This window comes from Mesorhizobium prunaredense, assembly GCF_900156895.1.
GTDB lineage: Bacteria > Pseudomonadota > Alphaproteobacteria > Rhizobiales > Rhizobiaceae > Mesorhizobium > Mesorhizobium prunaredense.
The window spans coordinates 242,986-266,176 of the sequence record NZ_FTPD01000056.1; the positions used below are offsets into that span (position 1 = coordinate 242,986).

Here is a 23,191-nt window from a genome sequence, read left to right on the forward strand (position 1 = left end):
TGTGCCTGCCCCCTGATCCAAGAGGAACAACCATGGCCTGTTCCGGATTTGACGCCTGACGGACTCGTGGTCATGCTGGACTGATGACAAGGGGTGTACTGCTGGACCTCGCAGGCGTCATCTATGATGGCGAGACCGCCATACCAGGCGGGATCGACGCCGTCACGCGTTTGCGCCGGGCCGGCTTGGCCATACGCTTCATAAGCAATACCACGCGCTCTTCGAAACAGAGGGTTCTCGAACGTCTGCAGGCGATGGGGCTCACCGTTGCCAAGGCAGATGTTTTCACCCCGGCGCACGCAGCTCGCGAATGGCTGCTTCGCAATGGCCGTGCGCCATACTTGTTGGTCCACCCCGGCCTTGCGCCGGATTTTTGCGAACTGCCAGATCGCGACAATCGCGCCGTCATCGTCGGCGATGCCGGAGACGCCTTCACCTATGCGGCGTTGAATGACGCGTTCCGCGAGCTGAGCGCCGGGGCCGAATTGCTGGCCCTTGCCACCAACCGGACGTTTCGGGATGCCGACGGCGAGCTCAGCCTCGATGCAGGGCCATTCGTCGCGGCATTGGAGTTTGCCTCGCTGAAACGCGCAACCGTTCTCGGCAAGCCGTCGTCGGAATTCTTTCTGTCGGCGCTGGCAAGCATGGACTGTCCGCCAGACCAGGCGATCATGGTCGGCGACGACGCCGAGGCCGACATAGCTGGCGCGCTGCACGCCGGACTGTCGGGCGCATTGCTGGTGCGGACAGGCAAATACCGGCAGGGCGACGAGAAACGGTTTGATCCGCGCCCGACCGCAACCGTCGCCGATCTCGCGGCGGCGACCGACTGGATCCTTGCTCGCCGAGACTGATTGCGCGGGCTGAACCGGCCGTACAGCGCAAGCAGCCCAGACCTTCTGCGCGGAATAAACGAAGTGCAATTGAATGCTGATCACAACGGAAGGCGGATAACAGCGTGCGCTTCGCCAGCGGTGAAAGTCTGACAGTACCGGTGGACGGCAAGAAACTGACCCATATCCGGGGGTGCCGATGGCTTTCCAGAGATACCAGGGTACAGTGCTCGAAACTGGCAGGGTGGTGTGATGTCGACCATACTTGTGACTGGGGCAACGGGTGGGATCGGGCAAGCAATTTGCGAACGGCTTGCGGCCGGTGGCGCACGTCTGATTGTAGCGGCCCGCAATCAGGTGCGGCTTGAGTCGCTCGCTTCGACCCTGCCTGCACCAGCCAACGGTTCGCATGAAGCTATACCGGTTGATATGGCATCCGATGCCGCTTTGGGCGAGTTTGATCGGCACCTCGCCACGTCGGGCCTCAAGCTTGATGGGGTCGTTCTTATGCCGCCCCAACCGCATTCATCCGCTGACCCTATGCCCGAGCCAGAGGTCTGGCGAACGCTGTTTCAGATAAGCTTCGTTGGGCCGCTGTCCCTGTTGAAGTCGGCAATCGCTCGGATGGAACCGGCCCCTGAAGCAGGCCGTCGCTGCAAGGTCGTAATCATTTCCGGCATTTCTTCGGCTCAGGTTCTTTAGCCACTACGCTACCGCAAACGTCATCCGCACCGCGTGGCTGGGAGAAGCGAAAACGCTTGCCTTTGCGCTCGGCGAAAGAGGTATTCATGTGAACACTCTTTCACTCGGTGGCACGCTTTCGCCCTGGTATCGGGATGCAATTGGCAGGCGAGCGCAGGACGCCGGCGTGACGTTTGAAGAAAGGATTGCGGTCGAGACCGACAATATTCCACTCAAAAAGTATGGGACGCCGTCTGAAGTTGCCGTCGTCGTCGAGAGCTTGTTGTCGCCCCTCACTGATCACATGACAGGCTTGAACATTCTACACGATGGCGGATTCACTCGGGCTTATTGAGGACGCCCTGAGCGCGATTGCGGGGCTGACCTTCCATGTTGTCCGTGGTTGCCTGATCGGCGGCCTTTCAGCCTGAGCTGCTCCACGCGTCGGCTACCAAGTGTCAGGCTTTTACCACTAGGTCATCTGGCGCTCCATTTCCACCTCGGCCCCCAGACTTTCGATGTCGCGGAAGATCGAAGCGACAGCCAGCGTGCGCCCTTCGCGCTTGAAACGGAGCAGGCAATCCCTGGCAACGATGTCGCCATCGATCGCGATCTCGTCCCATTGCGCGGCATGGCCGACATAGTTGATGGGAACATCGTAGTGCTGGCTCCAGAAGAACGGCACGGCGACGAATTTCTGGCGATGGCCGAGCATGTTGAGGGCTGCGGTTCGCCCCTGCCGCTCGGCAACAACCCAATGCTCGACCCGAATGTTTTCGCCACTGTGGGGGTCCGGCCACCGCGCAATGTCGCCGGCCGCGAAGATGCCTGGTGCGCTCGTCTCCAAAAAGGCGTTTACCGCGACACCGCGGTCAAGGGTGAGCCCCGCCGTTTCGGCAAGCCCTGTCCGCGGTCGCACGCCGATGCCGGCGACGACGAGATCCGCCGCCAACGTATCGCCACCGCTGAGTTTCACCTTGCTGGCGTCGATGCTGCTCGCGGTGTGCTCGAGATGGAACACGACACCATTCTCCTCATGGAGGACGCGGATGAAGTCGGCCATTTGCGGACCCATGATCCGTTCCATGGGCCGTTTTTCCGGCGCCACGACATGAACTTCGATCGCGCGCGAGCGCAGGGCCGCGGCAACCTCCAGGCCAATGAAACTGGCGCCAAGCACGACGGCGCGGCGCGCAGTCGTGGCCCGCTCGATGATCGCCTTGCAGTCTGCGAACGAGCGCAGCGTGTGAACATGTGGCTGGTCGGCGCCGGGTATGGTCAGGCGAACCGGTTCGGCTCCGGTCGCCAGGAGTAGCCTGTCGTAGGCAGTCCGGGCTCCGTCCGCGAGCACAACCTCGCCAGAACGTGCATCGATGCTGGCGACATCCGCATTGAGGCGCAGGTCGATATCGTTCTTCGAATAGAAGCTTTCTCGGCGCAGCGGAATCCAATCCTCCGGTGCTTTGCCGGCGAGGTAGTCCTTGGAAAGATTGGGCCGATCAACCGGCGGCGCTTCGTCGTTGCTGAGCATGACAATGCTGCCTTGATAATGTTCGCGCCGCAGTGTTTCTGCCGCCGCGAAACCGGCGGCGCCGCCGCCGACAATGACGATTTTTTCGGGAGCTTGGCCGGAGCCGCCAGGGCGCGGCTTGGACACCGTCCGCTTGCGCTTCTCGCCCACGACTATCCGATCATCGCGTTGTTCCACCGACCAGCACGCGAGTGGACTGAAAGCAGGGGCGCGCAAGGCCTCGCCTGTCCGCAAATCGAAACACGCGTGATGCCAGGGACACCGGACGGTGTCTTCCACCACAAGACCGTCGACGAGCGGCCCGCCATAATGTGTGCATGTCGCCCCGATGGCAAAGATCTCGGCCCCGCGGCGCACCAGCAGCACCTCGTCATCGCCGCAATGGCCGAGGAGCTTTGCGCCATCGGCAAGGTCGGATAACGCGATGCCCTCGACCAGATCCGGCCCGGTTGGTTTGGTATGACCTTCAGCCATTTTCCTCTCCCTTGGTGCGATCCCCTGTAAGGACGAGAAGCGGGAAATCGTCAGGTCACCAGCCTCGGCATACCTTCTGCCTGGCGGGCGCGCGCGTTCAGGGTTCTCGGACACCGCTTGTGCCCAAACGTCCGGCCGCCTCATTCGTTGCCTGTTGGGCAGTACATGCCGTCGATTTCCTGGCGTTTGGATTCGTTGCCGCGGCTGCAACGGTCGATTGTCGAACGCATCTCGGACTGAAGGAATGGCGCCGTCGCGTAAACTTTTTCGCCGGACATGCGTTGTTCGTTCTCCAAGCCAAGGAGACAGCCATGCAGATGAAATCGGAAATCGCCGGCGAGGCGGCCAAGCAACGCCACATCCAGCGCGGCATCGACGCCAAGGACAAAGCGAAGGGCAACGGCAAGCAACAAGGCGCCATGCAGGCCGGAGCACGCAAATATCCCGAGCCACCCTTTCCCGAGCAGCACCAGCCGAAGCCGGGGCACGAATGGGCGATTGAGCCGGCGCCGCTTTACGACGCGCCATTCTATATCGGATCAAAAAAGCTGGATGGCAAAGTGGCCATCATCACCGGCGGCGATTCCGGCATCGGCCGAGCCGTGGCCGTGCTCTATGCGCGCGAAGGCGCCGATGTGGCGATCGTCTATCTGACCGAGGACAAGGATGCTGAACAAACGAAGAGGGCCGTCGAAGCCGAGGGCCGTCGCTGCATGCTGGTCAAGGCCGACGTCAGCGAACGCGACCACTGCCACAATGCTGTGGCTGAGGTGGTGAAGGAATTTGGCCGGATCGACGTGCTGGTCAACAACGCCGCTTTCCAGGTCCATTCCAGCGACTTCAGCGAGCTGACCGAAGAGCATTTCGACACGACGCTGAAGACCAACCTCTACGGCTATTTCCACATGGCGCAGGAGGCCGTGCCGCATATGAAGCCCGGTTCGGCGATCATAAACAGCGGCTCCATAACCGGCATCGAGGGCTCGAAGCAGCTGGTCGACTACTCGATGACCAAGGGCGGCATTCATGCCTTCACGCGCGCACTGTCCGGCAACCTCATCGAAAAGGGAATTCGGGTGAACTGCGTGGCGCCGGGCCCGGTGTGGACGCCGCTCAACCCGTCGGACAAGCAAGCCGGCGACGTTTCGAAATTTGGCGCAGGCACGCCGATGAAACGGCCGGCGCAACCGGAGGAAATCGCGCCCGCCTATGTGTTCCTCGCCTCGCCGCATTGTTCAAGCTACATCACCGGCGAGATATTGCCGATCATCGGCGGCTACTGAGAACTTGTCGCCCGCCCGGCCTCGATCAGCGTGGACCTCTCGCCGGTGCCGGTGGTAGCGGCGATCTCAGATATGAAATGGTCGACAGATGTATTTCATTGCCTTGGCGACGGACTATGACGGCACGCTGGCGCACGATGGGATCGTAGCTGAAAAGACGCTTGCAGCCCTCGAACGGTTCAAGAAAAGTGGCCGCAAGCTCATCCTCGTCACCGGCCGAGAACTGCCCGACCTCAAGCGGGTTTTTCCCGAGCTCGGCGTGTTCGACAAAGTCGTCGCCGAAAATGGGGCGTTGATCTACACGCCGGCCAGCGAGGAAGAACGTGCGATCTCACCGGCACCGGCGCCGAAGTTTGTCGCCAGGTTGAAGAAGCGCGGCGTCAAGCCGCTTTCAGTCGGACGGTCGATCGTCGCGACCTGGGAACCATACCAGGCAACAGTTCTTGAGGTCATCAAGGAACTTGGGCTGGAGCTGGAAATCATCTTCAACAAGGGCGCGGTGATGGTGCTGCCCAGCGGCATCAACAAGGCAGCCGGGCTGGCAGCCGCACTTGAGGACCTCAGGCTGTCGCCACACAATGTGGTCGGTATTGGCGATGCTGAAAACGATCATGCGTTCCTGCAGGCCTGCGGCTGCAGCGTCGCTGTCGAGAACGCCCTTGCGGCAGTCAAGGATACAGCGGATCTTGTAACGCGCGGCGCGCGTGGAAAGGGCGTCGAGGAACTGATCGAAAAGCTGGTCAAGCGTGATCGGGAATTTGTCCGAAAAGGCCGTGACGGCATCCTTCTTGGTTCGGTCGGCGGCGACGAAGTCTATCTGACGCCGACCGACACGGTCCTGATCGCCGGAAGCTCCGGCATCGGCAAATCCACCTTGGCCACCGCGCTGACGGAACGCTTCGTCGAGAACGGATTCCAATTCTGCGTTTTCGATCCGGAAGGCGACTATGACGGCCTCGAAGGCGCCGTCCGGATAGGCGATGGCTCAAGCGAACCGACAAAGGCACAAGTGCTCGACCTGATCGAAAAGCCCGACACCAATGTGGTCGTCAACGGGCTGGCGTTGCGGGTCAATGAGCGACCAGACTTCTTTGCCGACCTGCTCCCCGGTCTTGGCAATTTCCGCTACCGCACGGCGAGGCCGCATTGGCTGGTCATCGACGAGGCGCATCATCTTCTGCCCAAGAGGCGCGACGACACGCGCGCCATCCTGTCGTTGGAATTGCCGGGCACTGTCCTGATCACCGTTCATCCGGAAGCGATCTCGACCGACGCCCTGCGTCTGGTCACTGCCGTCATTGCGCTCGGTCCCAAGGCCAAGAATGTCATCAAGGCCTTTTGTCAGGAGACGGACACCAAGCCGCCAAAGGATATTCCCTCGCCAGAAGGCGAGCGCGTGCTGTTCTGGCGGCCGCAAGCCCGCAAGAAAATTGCCATGGTCAAAGCGATCGAGCCGCGCCAGTCGCTCAAGCGTCACAGCCGCAAGTATGCAGAAGGTCAACTCGACGAGGCCGGCAGCTTCTATTTCAGAGGTCCCGACGACGCGATGAACCTCCGGGCCCACAACCTGATGATCTTCGCTCAGATTGCCGATGGCATCGACGACAGAACCTGGGAGCATCACCTGCGCGCCGGCGACTATTCCGAATGGTTTCGCCGACAGATCAGGGACAAGGAGCTGGCGCGCGAGACCGCCGAGGCGGAAAAGGACGAAAGGCTCTCGGCGCAGGAAAGCCGCGAGCACGTTCTGGATGCGGTACGTCGCCGTTATACGGCTCCTGCCACCGCCCCGGAGGAATAGGGTGGAATAGAGAGGAATAGGGAGCGAAAAGGATCGCCCATGCACATCATTCTCGGAGGCACGGGCCATGTTGGTTCTGCTGCAGCCATGTCGCATTTACAGCAGGGCGAAGCAGCGGCCGGGCTGATCGCGTCATCCATGCGGAGTTCCAGTTCATCCATGGCGTTTCCGACTGGTCAGGGTTCACTGTATCCACTAGCAAAGAGGCGCAGGTCATAGGCCTCGGGATCGCGACGAAAGATCAACGCGCCCTTCCGTTGGGATTTCTGTGGGACATAGTCGAGCGTAGCGCTGCTCTCCTCGACGACCTCATCGCCATTGCGGAGCTCACCTTTGATCTCGACAGCAGCAACCGATTTCCCCGCCCTGTTTGCAGCGGCGAACTCGACCACGTAGCCGCCCTCGGTGACCGCGACGCCAAGCGGCAGCACAACGATCCGGGCGGTCCCATCGCGCGTGCTCAAGCCATCGACGACAAGATAACTGAGCACGGCAAGCAGAACTATGGAGCTTATCCCCGCCACGACCCACTCCGTGACCGAAGTCCCGGGTTTGCGTGTCTTTGCTTTGTTGTCGGACTGCTGCTTCTGTTGCTTGTCGCCTTTTGCGGAAGTCTTTGTCACAGAATGAGCCTCGCAACCGCCGCCCCGAGCGCGCCAGGAAACGACAGAACCACGACTGCACTGAGTGTCTCCGAGAAGCCGGCGCCATCGCTCCTGCCGAACGTCCACAGGATGTAAAGGTTCACAAGCATCACCAGGACATAGCCGACGATCGCATAGCGAAAGAAGATGCTGACGAATCCAGCGCCTGGCTCGGGACTGTGCGAGCCGCGGAATTCGAACTCGTAGACGAAGGCGTGCATGAGAGCGAGGGTGACCACCACCAGGGCGATTTCCTGCCAGGGTTGCATCTTGTAAGCGATGAGGACGACCTCTTCCGTTGGTGCGATGTTCACCGATAGAAACAGCGCTCCGACCACCATCAGGAACAGCTCTCCGGTGTAGCCGGGCTCGGGAATGTCCTCCTCTTCCAACAAACTCGTGCCGAGCTGAGCGCGTGCCAAGGATGCTCCGAGACTGCCTGGGACAATTTGCACCGCAATTTTGCCAATCGCCTCCCGTAGCGGCATTTCGGCGGTCACGATGCCGAAAATAAAGAACACCGCCGTAGCCGCCACAGCGGCCACAAATATGGCCACAAAGGCATCGGCGATGCGGTCGCGCAGCGCCACCGTCTGGCGAAAGCCTCCATACTTGTGCAGCAGCACCAGCATTGGCAAAGTGACTGCGAGCAGCAGGGCGAGCCGCAGTGGATGAAGGTGAAAGCCCAGCGCCCAAGCTTCCATGGTCATCAGCACCGGGACGGCGAAGATCAACGCTCCGGCAAAGGCGCGGCCAAGGCCAATCCAGAACTCACGCGGCGTTGGTGCATGCCTGACGGTGATATCGGTTGACGCCACGTCCGCTCCTCGGAGATAGCCTGCGGGGAACAATGTTTCCTGGGCAATCTTGTTCCGGGCCACTGTATCTTCGCCACAGTCGACGGCGCTGCGATGGTCAAAGCCAAGCCAAACCTGATGGGAACTCGCGAGCCAGCTTTCCGTTCAAACTCTCGATCGAATGACAATTCAAAGCCGACACAGCGTCTGGAGTGAAATCATGAAATCGCAGCTCGTCGCCGAAAGCGCCGGACAAAGGACGTTCGTGGTGGTGCTTGACCCCGGCGAGGAAGCGTTCGCAGCACTTACAGCCTTCGCGGTCGATCACGACATCGGCGGCGCCTCGCTGACCGCGCTCGGCGCCTTCGAAACGGCGACAGTCGGCTGGTTCGATATCAACGAAAAAACCTATCGAAAAATCCCAGTCCAGGAACAGTGCGAGGTGCTCAGCGCGATCGGCGATGTTGCTATCGGCGACGACGGCAAGCCCAGCCTTCACGTCCATGCGGTGCTCGGATTGCGCGACGGCAGCACGAAGGGCGGACATCTGCTCGATGGCATTGTTCGGCCGACTCTCGAAGTCACATTGGTGGAAACGCCTGGTCATCTGCGCCGCAGAAAACGTCCGGAACTCGGCATCGCCTTGATTGATCTGGATGCCTGAACACGGATCAGGCCTGGTCCGCTGAACTGCGTCCGGTCCGATCATCGCTTTTGTTTGATTTGTTTAGCATCCGCGGGCGCCTCGGGTGCGGCTTCCCAGCCGAACACGCTGCGGCCGCCGAGCGGATGCGACCGATCGAACTCTCCGGCGACGATTTCCTCCAGGCTGGGGCCGGTGACATAGCGTTCGACCTGCCGCGACTGGTCGTCCAGCCGCTTCAAGGCACCGATTTCTTCGTCGCGACCGAGCCTGGCCTTGTGGACGGCCGACTTCAGGACGCCGATCGTCTCGTCATAGACTTTCAGCGGCACGGGGAATGGATGCCTGTCCTTGCCGCCATGTGCCAGCGAGAAGCGCCCGGGATCGGAAAACCGGCATGGCGCGCCGTGCAGAACCTCGGCAACCAGCGCCAGCGCCCGCACCGTGCGCGCACCGACGCCGGGGACCAGGAGAAGTTCTGAGAAATCGGCGGGGCCACGCTCGGCAGCCGCCGCCATGTTGCCATGAAGACGACGCATGACGACATCGCTTTCGCGAACGTCGTGGTGCGCCGGCATGGCCAGGTGCGGCAGCATTGGCTGGTCGGGCTCCGGTGCGACAGCCACATCACGTTCGAGCGCGGCGAACTCCCTCAGAATGCGATCCGGTCCGAGATCCTGCAGGAGGTCCAACTGGCCCTTGCGCGAGGCGTCGGCGCGGCGGTCGGTCAGGTTGACGATCTCGCCCTGGTTGGCGCCTTCGATGGCGGCATGCGGCTGCTCGACGAAACTCTTCAGGCCTTCGGACAGCCAGTGATAGCGGCGCGCCACCTTGCTGTCGCCGTTCATGCCCTGCTGCACCACGACCCAGTCGCCGTCATCGGTGACGATAAAGCCATGCAGATAAAGGTCGAAGCCGTCCTGGACGGCGGCGCTGTCAACCTTGGCGACGAGCCTGCTGGCCGTTGCCAGGGCTGTTCCATCGAAGCCGACGCGCTCGCCGATGACGGCAAGCTCATGCGGGGTTTTGCGCGAATGCGCGCCGCGGCCGCCGCACACGTGAATACCGAGTTCGCCGGAAAGCGGAGCCAAACCACGTTTGAGGGCACCGATGACGCTGGTCGTGATGCCGGAGGAATGCCAGTCCATTCCCATGACGGCGCCAAACGACTGGAACCAGAAGGGATGCGCCAGCCGGCGCAGCAGCTCCTCGCGACCGTAATGGTGAATGATCGCCTCACACATGACCGCGCTAAGCCGCGTCATACGGTCGCCAAGCCATTTCGGCACGCGTCCGCCATGAAGTGGGAGGTCTGCGCTTCCCGATCGTTGTGCCAAATCTTGCTGCCTGTTGCCGATCTATGCCCTGCTCAACAGTAGGTATAGAAGGTGAAGAAGCAAATCCAGAACGGGTTCGCCGTGCATCTCAGCACTTATCGAACCGCAAAAACAGGAGCCGGTCTCGATTCTGGTCATCGAACTATCGCTTCTGATCGAGTCGACCGTTGCGGGCGCAGGGTCCGCAGGGTGATCGAATAACGGTGCGCGGCAACCGGCTGGATGCTGTGCGCCCATTCGGTGCGCGCCCGGCCCGTCATCAGGTAAGCCGACCTTGGCTCGAGGGTGACGGTCTCGCGAGCCCATCTCGTGCCGTTCTTCCGGCGGAGCCTAAAGCTGCATGGCGCAAGAAGAGAAACGCCGGCCACGGCATCGAACTGCGGCTTGTCGCGATGCCAGCCGATACCCGCGCCGGGCCGGTACTCGTTGATCAAGACCTGCACGAAAGCATCGGCGGGCAGCCGCGCAAATGCCGCCACCTTGTCCCTGAGCGGCATCAGAAAAGCAGGGATCGCCGGCGCCTCGACGACTTTGCGTTGGTCAAAATCGTAGCGCAGGCCAAACCCGGCGACGCGCCGGTTTGCGAGATGGCCATGAAAGTCGAAAGGCTGGAAGGCGAGACTTTCGAGCTGCCGCACCAGCTCGGCCTCTTCCTCCGCCGTGATCAGCTCCGGCTGGTAGTGAAATCCTTCCGGCAGGTCGTCACGTGCGTGAAAGTCGGGCGCGAGCAACAGGTCGCCTTGTCCGGCGAATTGCGGCTGCCTGGTCTTGAGCGATGGCATCTACCCTAATTGGTGAAGCCAGCCCAAGGCGGCAAGGCCTTGGAGGCGTCGAGCCGGCCGGATCACCGCCTCCATATCTCGGGCGAGACGGAACCTGGCTTGCCGGGGCGGGTTATTGTCCGGACGCATCGAGGGTTAAGAAATGCCTTCAACTGCTATCCAGAGCATGAATTACGACCCGGCGACGAGCACCCTCTCCGTATGGTTTGTCCCAAGCGGAAATCGCTATGATTACCACGACGTGCCGCCGCAGACCTACGCAGCATTCCGCAAAGCCTCGGCAAAAGGCCGGTTCTTCAACGCTTTTATTCGAGACCGGTACAGCTACCATTTGGTACCCTCTGCACAGCGAATTTGACAGGTCGGGCCGATCGGCAGAGAACCTCGATAATTCCCGTCAGTCGCAATCGAAACGTTGGAGATTGGCCGAAACGCCCATCGCTTCGTCAGAGCAAGGAGCGAAGCGACGCGGCGCAGACCTTGGGATCCATGCCGTTACCTTGGAGCGCTGCTGCGGTGCAGAACCTTTGATCGCGGAGGGCAGCGCCCCCCTCTGTCCTGCCGGACATCTCCCCCACTTGGGGGAGATTGCCAGCTTCGCGGACATCGTCCTTTTTTGCACGGTTGGTGGTTGGCGAAATCGGTGGTGACGTCCAATCTCCCCCCTAGTGGGTCCCTAGTGGGTCCCTAGTGGGGGAGATGTCCGGCAGGACAGAGGGGGGCGCGAAGGATCGCTACATTGCGCTTTTATTCTGAGCCGCAGAGGTCGCTTGGCTCCTGCTCCGCGCTGGGATGACGAAACCACCCCGTGCCTTTGTCGTCCGTGGTGCGTCCGCTCGGTCGGCCGATCCCTCACTGCGCCGGGGGCGTACCGGGTTGATCGCCGCCCGTGGTCGTCTTCGGCGTCGGATCCTTGTCGATCTCGGGATTTTGGTCGACGGTGTTGGTGTTGCTCTGTGTCGGTTCAGTGCTGCTGGTGCTGCCCTGTGTCGGCTCGGCCTCGTTGCTGCAACCCGCCAGAGCCAGAGCCGCCACCAGCGCCGACAAAAACGACAGTCTCGTCAGTGATAATCCAGTCATGGCCAACCGCTCCCTTGCTGCTCGACAACGGCGGGTGGTGAATTTGGTTGCAGCGGAATGGCTTATCTGCTGGCCCACTGGCCCATGACCCCTCTGATCATCGCCGCGCAGGCGCCAAAGGAACAAATCGCGGCGCCGCCACGTTGCATTTCCTGAGCAATGTTTGTGACAGTGAGGCTATTGTCTTGGCGCCGAGAGCAAATTGGAAGGGTTTTCTGAAAATCGGAGAACTCAGCTGCCCAGTGGCGCTCTACACGGCTGCCTCAGCCTCAGAGCGGATCGCCTTCCACACGATAAACCGCGCCACCGGCCATAGGGTGCATCGCGCCTTCGTCGACAGCGATAGCGGCAAGCCGGTCGAGAAGGACGACCAGGTCAAAGGCTTTGAGATCGGCTCGGGTGAGTACGTCGTGCTCGAACCCGATGAGGTCGCAGCCGCTGTCCCGGAGAGCGACAAGACGCTGTCGGTCTCGGCCTTCATCGGCTGTGCCGATGTCGACGATGTGTATTTCGACAAGCCTTATTACCTGGCCCCGTCGGACAAACACGCTGAGGAAGCGTTTGGGCTGATCCGCGAAGGCATGCGCAGGAAGAAGGTCGCCGCGATCACCCAGACCGTGCTGTTCCGGCGCGTCCGGACCCTGCTTATCCGCGCCTATGACGAAGGCCTGGTCGCAACGACGCTGAATTTCGACTACGAGGTGCGCTCGGCGGAGGAGGCTTTCGACAACATCCCCGGCTTGAAGATCGAGGGCGAGATGCTCGAACTGGCCGAACATATCATCAAGACCAAGAAGGGCAAATTCGATCCGACCAAATTCGACGACCGTTATGAGGCGGCGCTCGCCGAGCTAGTGAAGGCAAAGCTCGAAGGCAAGAAGATCGCCGTTCCGAAGCCGGCAAAGCGGGAGAAGGTCGTCGATCTTATGGATGCGCTGCGCCAGAGTGCCGGCGTTGGCGGCAAGCAGCCCTCGACAAGAAAGCCCGCGGCAAAGTCAAAGCCAGCGCGCCATGCCAAGGCGAAGCAGACAGCGCCGCGTCGGAAGGCCGGCTGACCGATGGCGCTCGAGACCTACCGCAAGAAGCGCAATTTTTCCGTTACCCCGGAGCCGCAGGGCCGCAGGGCGCCCAGGACCGGCAACAGCTTCGTCATACAGAAGCACGATGCCACCCGGCTCCATTATGATTTTCGTCTCGAAATGGACGGCGTCCTTAAGAGCTGGGCCGTCACAAAAGGGCCGAGCCTGGTCCCCGGCGAGAAGCGTCTTGCCGTCCACGTCGAGGACCATCCTCTGGAATATGGCGACTTCGAAGGCACAATCCCGAAGGGCGAGTATGGCGGCGGCACCGTCCTCCTTTGGGACAGAGGCGCCTGGACGCCGATCGGCGACGCGCATCGCGGCTATGCGAAAGGCCATCTCGATTTCGAACTTCACGGCGAGAAGCTTGGCGGCCGCTGGCATCTTGTGCGGATGGCCGGAAAGCCCCGGGAGAAGCGCGAGAACTGGCTGCTGATCAAAGGCGACGATGACGCCGCGCGCACCGAAGGTGATCCCGACATTCTGGACGAGCGGCCGGAATCCGTCGCGACCGGCCGCAAGATCGAGGACGTCGCCGGCGAAGAGCCCGGCTGGTCGTCCAAGACAGGGCGCATTCGCAAGCGCCGCGGCGGCAGCACGAGGGCCGGTCCAGCCGAAGAGCCTCCCGCCACTGGCAGCATTCCCGAACCGTCAAAGATCAAGGGCGCCAAGAAGGCGGCGCTTCCCGATTTCGTCGAGCCTACGCTGGCGACCCTGGTCTCGTCCGCGCCATCGGGCGAGCGCTGGCTGCACGAGATCAAATTCGACGGCTACCGGCTGCAGGCCAGGATCGAAGCCGGCCGCGTCAAACTGTTGACGCGAAGCGGTCTCGACTGGACGAAGAAATTCGGAAAGGCGGTCGTTTCGGCGCTGGCCGATATCCCTGTCGGGACGGCGCTGATCGACGGTGAACTCGTGGTCGAGACATCCGCCGGCGCATCGGATTTCTCCGCGCTGCAAGCCGATCTCAGCGAGGGCCGCAGTGATCGCTTTCGCTTCTACGTCTTCGACCTGCTTCATCTCGACGGCTACGATCTGCGCGACGTTGCGTTGATCAAGCGCAAGGAATTGCTGGAAAAGATCATCGGCAGTGACAGCGGCATCATCAGCTACAGCGGCCATTTTGAGGAGGATGGCGCCCTGGTGCTGCGACACGCCTGTCGGCTGAGCCTGGAAGGCATTGTCTCCAAGCTTCGCGATGTGCCCTACCGCTCCGGCCGCAGCAAGAACTGGGTGAAGTCGAAATGCTCGGCGCGGCAGGAATTTGTCGTGGCCGGCTTTATCCCCTCGACAACCTCGCGCAAGGCGATCGGTTCGCTTGTCCTGGGTGTCTATGACGACGGCAAGCTTCATCATGTCGGGCGCGTCGGCACCGGCTACACGGCAGCGGTCGCCGAGAGCCTGTTCAAGAAGCTCGAACGGATACGCATTCCGTCAAGCCCGTTCGACGAGCGGCTGAGCGCCGACGAGGCTCGGCTAGTCCGCTATGTCAGGCCGGACCTCGTCGCCGAAGTCGAGTTCCGGGCGTGGACCGCCGACGGCAATCTGCGCCACGCCTCGTTCCGCGGATTGCGCGAAGACAAGCCGGCGAAGGAGATCGTGCGCGAGACGCCGAAGACGAGCAAGGAGGTGGCTAAACCCCAGCGCCGGACCGTCAAGCTCACCCATCCCGACCGCCTCTACTGGCCGGACGAGGGCGTGACCAAGGAAGGTCTCGCCGACTATTATGCCGAGGTCTGGCGCTATGCGTCGCCCTACATCGTCGGCCGGGCGCTGGCGCTGGTGCGATGTCCCAACGGGATTTCGGGCGAGCAATTCTTCCAGAAGCATGCCTGGAAGGGGCTCAATCCAAGCATCGTACTGGTCCACGACCCCAAGGATCCGCCCGACGAGCGGCTGATCAGCATCAATGATCTCGACGGGCTGATCGGTCTCGTCCAGTCGGCGGCGCTGGAGATCCACCCCTGGGGCTCGACGGTGAGCGATTGGGAGCGTCCGGATACGATCATCATGGATCTCGACCCCGGCGAGGGCGTGAGCTGGGAGGCGGTGATCGAAGCCGCCGTCGAGACCCGCGACCGGCTGAAGGATGCAGGGCTTGTCCCCTTCATCAAGACCTCCGGTGGCAAGGGTCTGCACGTCGTGGCGCCGTTGAAGCCGAAAGCGGAATGGCCTGTTGTAAAAGCCTTCACCAAGGCGATTGCCGACTCCATGGCTTCGGACAGTCCTGGCCGTTACGTCTCGACCATCACCAAATCCAAACGGCGCGGAAAAATCCTCGTCGACTATCTGCGCAACCAGCGCGGTGCGACCGCGGTCGCACCCTATTCGACAAGAGCACGGCCGGGTGCGGCGGTGTCGATGCCGCTTGCCTGGGACGAGCTCGGCCCCGGCATCGGATCGGCCTATTTTACCGTCGAGAACACGCCGACCCGGCTTGCCTCGCTCGCGTCGGACCCCTGGCAGGATTTCCGCGCGGCCGCAGCGCCAATCGAAGACCGTGCAAACCGGCGCAAGAAAGCGGCTTGAGGACGGCACTACGAGTGCATGCATCGGAATAATCAGGCGATCTGCTCGAAAGTGCATTGCTCCGGAGCCTTGTCCGGCCGCCAGCGCAGGAACTTGGTGCCGTGCCGGAAACGGTCGCCGGTGACGTGATCGAAGCGTACCTCGACCACCAGTTCGGGCCGGACCGGCTCCCATTCGCCGCTGCTCTCGGTGCTCCAGCGGCTCGGTCCGCCCGGCGCCTTTCCGGTAAAGCCGGGTGGCTCGCGCATGGCTTCGAGTTTGCGGGTAAGCTCGGCCCTGTCCTCCTTGGCAATGGTCGAGGTGAAACCGACGTGATCGAGCTTGCCGGCCTCGTTGTACAGACCCAGCAACAATGAACCGACCTGCGGACTGTTGCTGAGATAGCGAAAGCCGCCGACCACGCAATCGGCCGACCGCAACCGCTTTACCTTCACCATCGCGCGCACCCCCGGTTGGTACGGACCGTCCAGCCGCTTGGCGACCACGCCGTCTGTCGCCCCATGTCCGGCATCCCCTAACCAGGAGCGGGCTTCCTTTACATCGCGCGTACAGTGCGAAAGCACGATGTTCCTGCGGTTTGCCGAAGCGACGAAAGCCTCAAGGATCGCTCGCCGTTTTTTCAGGGTCCGCGCCAACCAGACGGTTCCGTGCTCATCGCAGAGCATGTCGAACAGGACGATGCGAGCCGGGGTTTCGGCGGACAGCTTGCGGATCCTGCTCTCGGCGGGATGAAGCCGCATCTGGAGCGCGTCGAACGAAAACTTGCCGTCGACCGAGATGACGATTTCACCGTCGACGACAAAACGGCGCGACGGTAGTTCCTTCAATGTCGCGACGAGTTCGGGAAAATAGCGTCCGAGCGGCTTGCCTGACTTTGCGCGCAACTCCACCGCATCATCCTGCCGGAATGCCAGGCAGCGAAAACCATCCCATTTGCGTTCGTATTGCCATCCGTCTCCTTCGGGAATCGCATCGGCCGCCTTTGCCTCCATCGGAGGCGTATCGAGCGGCAGGAGGAAATCGCTGGATCGGCGGGTGCTGTCGAAAGCAGGATCGCGGGGTATGACCTTCATTGTGCTGCCTTTGTCCCCCAGCCCAGCCTGCTCCCAGGCGCTTATTTCCGCTTTCCGGCCTCCGAGCCGATGCTCTTGCGCAGCGCATCCATGATGTTGATCACGTTGCTGGCCGGTTGCTCGGCCTTGGTCTTCGCCTTGGCCGGACCCTTCTTGCCCTTCTTCTTCGAGGCAATGATCTCCAGCAGCCGCGCCTGGACGGGATCTCCAGTCATGGCGGGATCCCACTGCCTGGTTCGCTCATCGATAAGGGTCGAGACCATATCCATCAGTTTCGGGTCGGGTTTGACGTTGTCGATCTTGCCGAAATAATCCTCGGGATCGCGAACCTCGTCGCCATAGCGCAGTGTCCACAGCACGATGCCCTTGCCTCGTGGTTCAAGCATGACGGCGCGTTCGCGGCGGTACATGACCAGTCGCGATATTCCGACCGTCCCCGTCGATTGCATCGCGTCGCGAATGACCGAGAATGCCTCCTCCCCCACCGGGTCGTCAGGGGTGAGATAGTGCGGCTTGTCGTACCAGATCCAGCCGATGCTGTCGGCATCGACAAACATGTCGATGTCGATGGTGCGCGTGCTCTCGAGCGCGACCGCGTCGATCTCGTCGTCCTCGAGCAGGACGTATTCGTCCTCGCCGCGCTGGTACCCCTTCACCTCGTCGTCTTCAGCAACGGGCTTGCCGCTGACGGCATCGACATATTGGCTGACCACCCGATGCCCGCTCTTGCGATTGAGCGTATGGAACCGGACTTTTTCGCTCTCGGTGGTAGCGGGCGTCATCGCGACCGGGCAGGTCACCAGCGAAAGCTTCAGATAGCCTTTCCAGAAAGGACGTGGCGCCATCGAGCACCCCCGGCAGGAGTAAAACAGTCGAACGCAGCAGGGCGATCGATTGTTCCAGCAGCGATTTTTTCGCGCGCCCAAGGCGAGCAGCCAAGAATCCATCTTTTTTCCGGTTCGAGAAGGAAGCGATGAACGCAAGCGCAGTTCGGGACGTACAAACAGCCCGGCGGCAGCGACGCGGCGCAGACCTCGCAGTGCTCCGGCCGACCAGAATCGAGCGCTACCACCCAGGCGCCGTTTCTGAACCGCAGCATTCTTTGGCGGATGTAACGGCATGGATCTCAGGGTCTCCGCGACGTCGCTTCGCTCCTGCTCCGCCCTAGGATGACGAAGGCGTTGTAGCTCGTTCTAATCGCTAGCGTTGGCGATAGCCCATGGGACAACCCTTTGCCGGAGAGCATCCGGGCCCAGAACCGGGTTCTCAATCGCATCGTTCGCCAATTTTTGCCAAGGGTTGATGAAACAATTTGCCCCAATCGCCGTTTCGCCAGCAAGCTGAATTTGGGCGAGGAGGAAGCCTGAGCAGCACCACGCCAGGGTTTCGGCCTTGGAGGTGAAGACTATGCGCTTTAACGCCTTGAGATTCAAAGATCGAACGGATGCGGGGCGCCAGCTTGCCGCCGCTTTGACCAGGTTCGCGGCAACCGATCCACTGGTGCTGGCGCTGCCGCGCGGCGGCGTGCCGGTTGGCTTCGAAGTGGCGAAGGCACTCCGTGCCCGGCTCGACGTGCTGCTTGTGCGCAAGATCGGCGCGCCGGGCCATTCCGAATATGGCATCGGCGCGGTCGTCGACGGGGAAAATCCGCAGCTCGTCCTCAACGAGGAGGCGATGGCTTTGGTCCGGCCGTCAGACGAATACGTCGAAGCAGAGAAACGGCGGCAACTGCTCGAAATCGAACGCCGCAGAAAACTCTACCTCGGCAGCCGGCCTGCGGCTTCGGTCCTGGGCCAGACCGTCATCGTCGTCGATGACGGCATTGCGACCGGAGGCACGGTCAGAGTGGCGCTCAAGGCGCTAAGGAAGGATCGGGCGGCGCATGTCATGTTGGCCGTCCCGGTCGCACCCCGGGACACGCTGGACCTGATCAAAGCCGATGTGGACGAAGTGGTATGTCTCGCCACGCCTGAGCCTTTTGTTGCGGTGGGCCGATATTATGAGGATTTCGAACAGACCACGGACGCGGAGGTGATCCGGCTGCTGCGTGAGGCAGAGCAGTTTGAGAGCAGGTCGTCGACGCGATCTGCCGAAGGAGCACGCCATGGCTAGCAAGGACCGACAACCGATGGAGATCGTCGAGCGCGGCGATATTTCTGCGCGAACTCAAAATAACCAAATCGCGCCATCCGATAGAACCGCTCTTCAGTGGCGAATGGGCCTGAGCCGTACGGCCCCCTCCCCTTGAGCTTTGCAGCCACCTGAAGCGGCCCCAGTCAGGGCCGCGCTACCGCGCCCCAGCGGCGAGTGAGCCGTCAGTCGCGCAAACGATTGGCAGCGTAATCCTGGCGCTGCTCAGTTGCGATCTGCCTGGAATCCAGACCGCGTTCCTTCGTATGCTGGCCCTTGTCGCGGTTGGACAGGACTTTGTTTTCCTCGAGCTTGTCCTTTGGGGTGGTGGTCATGGCGCCTGCACCGGAACCCTTTCCCCGCGCACCCGCTCCGACGTGCTTCTTGCTACCTTTGCCATAGGCTTGCTCCAATTCTTGTTCGTCGGGACGGTTCTTGTGATGAACGCTCTCCTGATTTTCTCCGCGAAGGATGTTGCGATCGTCAGGGTCGACGAGGTCGGGTGCCTTGGGCCTGATTTCCGACCCCTTGCGCAGCGCTTCACGTTCCGCTGCTGATCGCTTCAGGTCAGCCTCAGCGTCGAAATCCTTGCCGGCGCCCTTCGTGTTCTCCCGCTTTTCAATGATGCGCAGTTGCTGCTCATGGGTTCTGCGTCCAGCCATTGGTTTCCTCCAAGCTGCCTTGCGTTCGATTTTTTGAGGCCCAGATCGCTGGCGGAACCGTCGACTTCCGGTGATTGCAGTTGGCCACGGTGCTTGCCGAAGCGGACCAATCGTGCGCCACCACGATCTGAGCCTGTCCTTATGGCGATAATGGCAGGGCGGCGGGATCGTTCCGAGATGGCGGCCGAATAAACCGTCTATTCGCTCATCTGCTCCGGGCTGCTCATCCGCATCTGCCATGATCCGTCAGTCTTTCGCCTCGCGGTGTTCCGATGGAACATCAGAGCATCTCCGTCGTTCGGCGACTGATCGCCTATGTCCACGTCTGACGCCCCGCCGTAGCGAGCGCGTAAAGCTGCAAGAGGATGGACCGCACGATCAAGGACGCCACGGTCAAACGCTTCTACTACGAGAGCCACGATCAGCTCAGGTAACACCTCGCCGACTTCGTTGCCGCCTACAACTTCGCTCGCAGGCTCAAGACCCTCAAGCGCGATCCAACGGACTCGCGAGCAGGTTACGCCGCCCTGCGCCGAACTGGAACTCGGTCGGGCTTGAGCAGCTCGTATCGATCAAGGGATCAAAAACCCGCACATCTGGCGAAGTCCTAGATGATTTCGGCACATTCTTTCGAGCGCACGATGCGATGAAGGGCTGATCGGAACTTTGCTTCCGCATTCTTGGCAGCCGAGGTTGGTTGGAACATGTCGCCCCGAGTCGAACGCATTCACAGCGATGAGCGTCTCCCGGCCGAGGTCGACGTCGTCATCGTCGGCGGCGGCATCCTCGGCTCTACGGCCGCCTATTTCCTGGCGAAGCGTGGCCTCTCTGTGGCTCTGCTCGAGAAGGGCCACGTCGCCTGTGAACAATCGAGCCGAAACTGGGGTTGGTGCCGCCAGCAGAACCGCGATCGGCGCGAACTGCCGCTCTCGGTGATCTCCATGCGACTGTGGGACGAGCTGACGCGCGATATCAATCGGGACCTTGGATTTCGACGCTGCGGTCTCGTCTATGCCACTCACGACGAGGCTGTGCTCGCCGGCTGGGAAAGGTGGCGCGAGGTCGCCAGGGAGTACGAGGTCGACACCCGCATGCTGAGCCGGGCGGAGGTGGCCGAGCGCGTCCCCGAAGCGCGCGACAAATGGGTCGGCGGGACCTATTCGGACCGGGATGGTAAGGCCGAACCTGCGCTCGCCGCGCCGGCTATCGCCGATGGGGCCAGAGCTCTGGGCGCCACCATCCACCAGGAATGCGCCGCGCGGGCGCTCGACTTGGCCAATGGCAAGATTGCGGGCGTGCACACGGAGAAGGGCTACATCAGAACCAGCGCGGTGCTGTGCGCCGCTGGCGCCTGGTCCTCGCGCTTCCTTAGGCCGCTCGGGATCAGTTTCCCCCAAGCGAGCATCCGGCAGACCGCGCTGCGTTCCACCCCGACAATCAACATAGGCGAGGCGGTCTCCACACCCTACTGCACGATCACGCGCCGACTGGACGGCAGCTATACGCTTGCGATCAGCGGCAAGGCGAACCTCGAAATCACGCCCCAGGCTATCCGGTATAGCCGGGAATTCATGCCGCAATTCTTGCGTCGCCTGAAGAACGTCAGGCTCGGCATCGGCCAATCGTTCCTTTCGGGGCCGGATTCAATGCCGGCGCTGCTGACCAGCGACGATCGGATCTTCGAACAGAATCGGGTGCTGGATCCTCCACCCTTAAAATGGCTGGTAAGCCAAGTGGTGGAGAGTGTCCGGAAGACCTTCCCCCAACTCGGCGATATAGAGATCGATAGTGCCTGGGGCGGCTTCGTCGATTGCACGCCGGACGCAGTGCCTGTGGTGTCGCAGGTGGACGGGGTGAAAGGCCTCGTCCTCGCGGCGGGCTGCTCGGGCCACGGCTTCGGTTTGGGCCCGGGGCTTGGCTATCTGGCCGCAGAGCTTGTCGTAAACGACACGCCTTGCGTCGATCCTACACCGTTCCGCCTGTCGCGTCTGGTCGACGGCTCGAAGCTGGACATCGCCGCTATCTGAAGATCAGCCGGAAGTCAGGCCTGACGCGCACCAAGCGAAGTCAAAGTGTCAGCAGACGGGTGAGCGGAATCCCCACGTTCCCTCGCAGTCAAGTCTCCGGGTGCATGAGCGCAACGTGGTAGGAGTTGCACCAGAATCCGCTCGGGAGAGCGCCGCGCTCATCGCGCTCGTCTTTGGCGCAGTTGGAACCGTCGCAGGAGTTCATTCTAGCGTTTTCTGCTTCTGCCGGTAAGGCGAATTGCTCGGCCCATACGCCGCGCCAGCGGCCGGGATGTTTGCCGCAACCTACACACGTGGCAGCGCAAACTTCAACGCCGTGGCCCTGCACTACGGCATCATGCGGGAGACCGGTTTCTACGGCGCTGGGGTGTCGTCGACAACGTCTTAACCAACCTGTGGGTGCTCGCCCCCTGCGCGGGGCACGCACGGCTTTATCTCACCCAGCTCTTCCACAGGCGGAGCGGCCCCGCACCTCGTCCACGCCGGAGGCGTCAATCTCGGCGCCGATTCTTACAAGCGCCCTCGCCCTGCTTCTCCCGGTTGTCCTTGGCCTGGGGCGGTCATTGGCCCGGGACAACACACTGGAGGCAACCATGCCAACACCGCCGAGATCCTTGTCGACACATTTCGACGGCCGTGCGTTACAGGATTCCGCTCAAGCTTCTGGTGATCAAGAACAACATGCTCAACCAGATCGCCTGGGAGCAAATGATGTTCCTTGGCAACCTGCAATTTGCCTGCGAACTCCAGCCGATCGATTTCGCCCTGGCCGCGGAGGTCATGGGGGGCATCGGCTACCAGCGTCACCCGGCCTGAGGACGTCGATGGGGTTCTTGATGCCGCGTTTGCCGCGGAAGGCCCGGTGATCATAGAGGCGATCGTCGACGCATATGAACCTATGCTGCCGCCGCGCATGCCGAACGAATATCGCAAGAACATGCGCACGGCGCTGCGGGAAACGCCGGGCCGCAAGGAGATCGAAGCAAACCTCGCTCGGGAGCCGCTGAAGACGATGATGGGCTGACGGCGCTTGCCTGTTTGGCGACCAAGCGCCGTTGACCTGCAGTGTTCCTGACCGGTCACTGCTTGGTGGCGCTGGATGTCTTTTCGCTCGCGGAATCTGGGCTGGATTGCCTGGGCGGGTCCTGCCCTTCGGATTGACGGGTTTTGGCCTCAACCTCGTCCCTTGACCGGGTCAGGCCCATGCCGCCGGCAGGCTTCTTGTTACCGGCCGCCTCCTGGGAAAATGATCCGACGCGTCCGCAAATTTCTTGGGAGGGTACTTGGTCGCGCCATGTTCGTAACGGGTCTTGTTTTCAGTCACGGCGTTTCTCCGATTGCCTGACTCGCTTGCATAGCGATTAAACGGTCCTGTGACGTCAGGGCTCCAACTGCCGGCACTCCTGATGGCCGCCAAATGCGACGCGGGCAGCACCCCGCGGTCACACGGCTGCCGAAGTTCGGCGACGCTCAGGCGTCCTGCGCCGGTCAGGCGTCCTGCCATGGCGCATGCAGGATGTCGGCGCCCGGCTGCTCGTCGAACAGAACCGCGCAGCCGCGCTCCCACGCCACCGGCGACAGTGCGTTGGCCACGATTTCGTCCGGCGAGATGAAATCACCGGTCAGCACCCGCAACTCTTCGACGGCTTTGGCCATCGACACCAATCGCCCTGCGGCGCGGTCGGTGGTGCAGGCCTCGATGACGGAAACGAGTTCGATTATTTGGAACTGGCCCATCATAGGCCTCCGCAAACAGCATCCCTTCGCGGCTATGAACGTCGTAGCGATCAACAATGTTCCCCGGC

21 protein-coding genes and 2 pseudogenes are annotated in these 23,191 nt (G+C 61.8%); 12 read left to right on the forward strand and 11 right to left on the reverse strand.

What is annotated here, in order from left to right:
• Positions 1–83: 83 nt before the first annotated feature.
• The 3 genes from BQ8794_RS28715 (at position 84) to BQ8794_RS37120 (ending at position 1,869) form a co-directional block, all read left to right on the forward strand.
• A complete protein-coding gene (locus BQ8794_RS28715; RefSeq protein ID WP_077382085.1) occupies positions 84–854 on the forward strand; it encodes a TIGR01458 family HAD-type hydrolase in 771 nt (256 codons plus the stop codon).
• 231 nt (positions 855–1,085) lie between these two features.
• A complete protein-coding gene (locus tag BQ8794_RS37115; protein WP_280174624.1) occupies positions 1,086–1,535 on the forward strand; it encodes an SDR family NAD(P)-dependent oxidoreductase in 450 nt (149 codons plus the stop codon).
• A 37-nt stretch (positions 1,536–1,572) separates the two neighbouring features.
• Positions 1,573–1,869: an SDR family oxidoreductase gene (locus BQ8794_RS37120; RefSeq protein WP_280174625.1), complete on the forward strand. Its 297-nt coding sequence runs from the start codon at positions 1,573–1,575 to the stop codon at positions 1,867–1,869.
• Positions 1,870–1,986: 117 nt separating this feature from the next.
• Here BQ8794_RS37120 and BQ8794_RS28725 read toward each other — a convergent pair whose 3' ends face one another.
• Both BQ8794_RS28725 and BQ8794_RS35815 read right to left on the reverse strand, forming a co-directional pair.
• On the reverse strand, positions 1,987–3,519 hold the full coding sequence (locus BQ8794_RS28725) for an FAD-dependent oxidoreductase (RefSeq protein ID WP_077382088.1): 1,533 nt from the start codon (positions 3,517–3,519) through the stop codon (positions 1,987–1,989).
• 140 nt (positions 3,520–3,659) lie between these two features.
• Entirely contained in the window at positions 3,660–3,797 is a 138-nt protein-coding gene (locus BQ8794_RS35815) for a hypothetical protein (protein WP_167378869.1), read from the reverse strand.
• Positions 3,798–3,830: 33 nt separating this feature from the next.
• Here BQ8794_RS35815 and BQ8794_RS28730 point away from each other — a divergent pair, with 33 nt between their 5' ends.
• On the forward strand, positions 3,831–4,802 hold the full coding sequence (locus BQ8794_RS28730; RefSeq protein WP_077382090.1) for an SDR family oxidoreductase: 972 nt from the start codon (positions 3,831–3,833) through the stop codon (positions 4,800–4,802).
• An 88-nt stretch (positions 4,803–4,890) separates the two neighbouring features.
• Positions 4,891–6,603: an HAD family hydrolase gene (locus BQ8794_RS28735; RefSeq protein WP_077382092.1), complete on the forward strand. Its 1,713-nt coding sequence runs from the start codon at positions 4,891–4,893 to the stop codon at positions 6,601–6,603.
• Between the two features lie 176 nt (positions 6,604–6,779).
• Here BQ8794_RS28735 and BQ8794_RS28740 read toward each other — a convergent pair whose 3' ends face one another.
• On the reverse strand, positions 6,780–7,226 hold the full coding sequence (locus BQ8794_RS28740) for a TIGR02588 family protein (protein ID WP_077382094.1): 447 nt from the start codon (positions 7,224–7,226) through the stop codon (positions 6,780–6,782).
• The gene (locus BQ8794_RS28745) at positions 7,223–8,011 is read right to left on the reverse strand and encodes a TIGR02587 family membrane protein (RefSeq protein ID WP_342188828.1); all 789 of its coding nucleotides are present in this window, start codon (positions 8,009–8,011) and stop codon (positions 7,223–7,225) included. Before BQ8794_RS28745 ends, BQ8794_RS28740 begins: the two co-directional genes overlap by 4 nt.
• A gap of 253 nt (positions 8,012–8,264) precedes the next feature.
• Between BQ8794_RS28745 and BQ8794_RS28750 the strand changes: the two genes are divergently transcribed.
• Complete coding sequence (locus BQ8794_RS28750) at positions 8,265–8,708, forward strand: PPC domain-containing DNA-binding protein (RefSeq protein WP_077382096.1); 444 nt, start codon at positions 8,265–8,267, stop codon at positions 8,706–8,708.
• 41 nt (positions 8,709–8,749) lie between these two features.
• On the opposite strand, the gene BQ8794_RS28755 is transcribed toward BQ8794_RS28750, so the two are convergent.
• Together BQ8794_RS28755 and BQ8794_RS28760 are read right to left on the reverse strand one after the other, a co-directional pair.
• Positions 8,750–10,024 (reverse strand): DUF763 domain-containing protein, encoded by a 1,275-nt coding sequence (locus BQ8794_RS28755; protein ID WP_077382098.1) that lies wholly within the window; start codon positions 10,022–10,024, stop codon positions 8,750–8,752.
• A gap of 134 nt (positions 10,025–10,158) precedes the next feature.
• A complete protein-coding gene (locus tag BQ8794_RS28760; RefSeq protein WP_077382100.1) occupies positions 10,159–10,806 on the reverse strand; it encodes an alpha-ketoglutarate-dependent dioxygenase AlkB in 648 nt (215 codons plus the stop codon).
• 142 nt (positions 10,807–10,948) lie between these two features.
• Between BQ8794_RS28760 and BQ8794_RS28765 the strand changes: the two genes are divergently transcribed.
• Positions 10,949–11,164, forward strand: coding sequence for a KTSC domain-containing protein (locus tag BQ8794_RS28765; protein ID WP_077382102.1), 216 nt, complete (start codon positions 10,949–10,951; stop codon positions 11,162–11,164).
• Positions 11,165–11,658: 494 nt separating this feature from the next.
• On the opposite strand, the gene BQ8794_RS28770 is transcribed toward BQ8794_RS28765, so the two are convergent.
• Positions 11,659–11,886 carry a hypothetical protein gene (locus BQ8794_RS28770; protein WP_077382104.1) on the reverse strand — a complete coding sequence of 76 codons (228 nt, stop codon included), beginning with the start codon at positions 11,884–11,886 and terminating at the stop codon, positions 11,659–11,661.
• 185 nt (positions 11,887–12,071) lie between these two features.
• Between BQ8794_RS28770 and ku (BQ8794_RS28775) the strand changes: the two genes are divergently transcribed.
• On the forward strand, positions 12,072–12,941 hold the full coding sequence (ku, locus tag BQ8794_RS28775; protein WP_077382106.1) for a non-homologous end joining protein Ku: 870 nt from the start codon (positions 12,072–12,074) through the stop codon (positions 12,939–12,941).
• Positions 12,942–12,944: 3 nt separating this feature from the next.
• Entirely contained in the window at positions 12,945–15,494 is a 2,550-nt protein-coding gene (ligD, locus tag BQ8794_RS28780) for a DNA ligase D (RefSeq protein ID WP_077382108.1), read from the forward strand.
• Positions 15,495–15,526: 32 nt separating this feature from the next.
• On the opposite strand, the gene BQ8794_RS28785 is transcribed toward ligD, so the two are convergent.
• Both BQ8794_RS28785 and ku (BQ8794_RS28790) read right to left on the reverse strand, forming a co-directional pair.
• On the reverse strand, positions 15,527–16,567 hold the full coding sequence (locus tag BQ8794_RS28785; protein WP_077382110.1) for an ATP-dependent DNA ligase: 1,041 nt from the start codon (positions 16,565–16,567) through the stop codon (positions 15,527–15,529).
• A gap of 41 nt (positions 16,568–16,608) precedes the next feature.
• Positions 16,609–17,412: a non-homologous end joining protein Ku gene (gene ku / locus BQ8794_RS28790; protein WP_077382112.1), complete on the reverse strand. Its 804-nt coding sequence runs from the start codon at positions 17,410–17,412 to the stop codon at positions 16,609–16,611.
• 562 nt (positions 17,413–17,974) lie between these two features.
• On the opposite strand from ku (BQ8794_RS28790), the gene BQ8794_RS28795 reads away from it, so the two are divergent.
• Entirely contained in the window at positions 17,975–18,679 is a 705-nt protein-coding gene (locus BQ8794_RS28795; RefSeq protein WP_077382114.1) for a phosphoribosyltransferase, read from the forward strand.
• Positions 18,680–19,119: 440 nt separating this feature from the next.
• Here BQ8794_RS28795 and BQ8794_RS28805 read toward each other — a convergent pair.
• A pseudogene (locus BQ8794_RS28805) lies at positions 19,120–19,359 on the reverse strand (hypothetical protein); the annotation flags it as partial.
• Positions 19,360–20,063: 704 nt separating this feature from the next.
• Between BQ8794_RS28805 and BQ8794_RS28810 the strand changes: the two are divergent.
• Together BQ8794_RS28810 and BQ8794_RS36860 are read left to right on the forward strand one after the other, a co-directional pair.
• Positions 20,064–21,386, forward strand: coding sequence for an NAD(P)/FAD-dependent oxidoreductase (locus BQ8794_RS28810; protein ID WP_077382116.1), 1,323 nt, complete (start codon positions 20,064–20,066; stop codon positions 21,384–21,386).
• Between the two features lie 627 nt (positions 21,387–22,013).
• A pseudogene (locus tag BQ8794_RS36860) lies at positions 22,014–22,410 on the forward strand (thiamine pyrophosphate-dependent enzyme); the annotation flags it as partial.
• A gap of 464 nt (positions 22,411–22,874) precedes the next feature.
• Here the strand turns inward: BQ8794_RS36860 and BQ8794_RS28825 are convergent.
• Positions 22,875–23,123, reverse strand: coding sequence for a hypothetical protein (locus tag BQ8794_RS28825; RefSeq protein ID WP_077382118.1), 249 nt, complete (start codon positions 23,121–23,123; stop codon positions 22,875–22,877).
• Positions 23,124–23,191 lie beyond the last annotated feature (68 nt).

Bases quoted from the DNA above. Each gene is read 5' to 3' on its own strand.
- BQ8794_RS28750 (WP_077382096.1), top strand. From the start codon at position 8,265: ATGAAATCGCAGCTCGTCGCCGAAAGCGCCGGACAAAGGACGTTCGTG.
- BQ8794_RS28735 (WP_077382092.1), top strand. From the start codon at position 4,891: ATGTATTTCATTGCCTTGGCGACGGACTATGACGGCACGCTGGCGCAC.
- BQ8794_RS28770 (WP_077382104.1), bottom strand. From the start codon at position 11,886: ATGACTGGATTATCACTGACGAGACTGTCGTTTTTGTCGGCGCTGGTG.
- ligD (WP_077382108.1), top strand. From the start codon at position 12,945: ATGGCGCTCGAGACCTACCGCAAGAAGCGCAATTTTTCCGTTACCCCG.
- BQ8794_RS28765 (WP_077382102.1), top strand. From the start codon at position 10,949: ATGCCTTCAACTGCTATCCAGAGCATGAATTACGACCCGGCGACGAGC.
- BQ8794_RS28715 (WP_077382085.1), top strand. From the start codon at position 84: ATGACAAGGGGTGTACTGCTGGACCTCGCAGGCGTCATCTATGATGGC.
- BQ8794_RS37115 (WP_280174624.1), top strand. From the start codon at position 1,086: ATGTCGACCATACTTGTGACTGGGGCAACGGGTGGGATCGGGCAAGCA.
- ku (WP_077382112.1), bottom strand. From the start codon at position 17,412: ATGGCGCCACGTCCTTTCTGGAAAGGCTATCTGAAGCTTTCGCTGGTG.
- BQ8794_RS28795 (WP_077382114.1), top strand. From the start codon at position 17,975: ATGCGCTTTAACGCCTTGAGATTCAAAGATCGAACGGATGCGGGGCGC.
- BQ8794_RS28760 (WP_077382100.1), bottom strand. From the start codon at position 10,806: ATGCCATCGCTCAAGACCAGGCAGCCGCAATTCGCCGGACAAGGCGAC.
- BQ8794_RS28825 (WP_077382118.1), bottom strand. From the start codon at position 23,123: ATGGGCCAGTTCCAAATAATCGAACTCGTTTCCGTCATCGAGGCCTGC.
- BQ8794_RS35815 (WP_167378869.1), bottom strand. From the start codon at position 3,797: ATGTCCGGCGAAAAAGTTTACGCGACGGCGCCATTCCTTCAGTCCGAG.
- BQ8794_RS28730 (WP_077382090.1), top strand. From the start codon at position 3,831: ATGCAGATGAAATCGGAAATCGCCGGCGAGGCGGCCAAGCAACGCCAC.
- BQ8794_RS28725 (WP_077382088.1), bottom strand. From the start codon at position 3,519: ATGGCTGAAGGTCATACCAAACCAACCGGGCCGGATCTGGTCGAGGGC.
- BQ8794_RS28785 (WP_077382110.1), bottom strand. From the start codon at position 16,567: ATGAAGGTCATACCCCGCGATCCTGCTTTCGACAGCACCCGCCGATCC.
- BQ8794_RS28810 (WP_077382116.1), top strand. From the start codon at position 20,064: ATGTCGCCCCGAGTCGAACGCATTCACAGCGATGAGCGTCTCCCGGCC.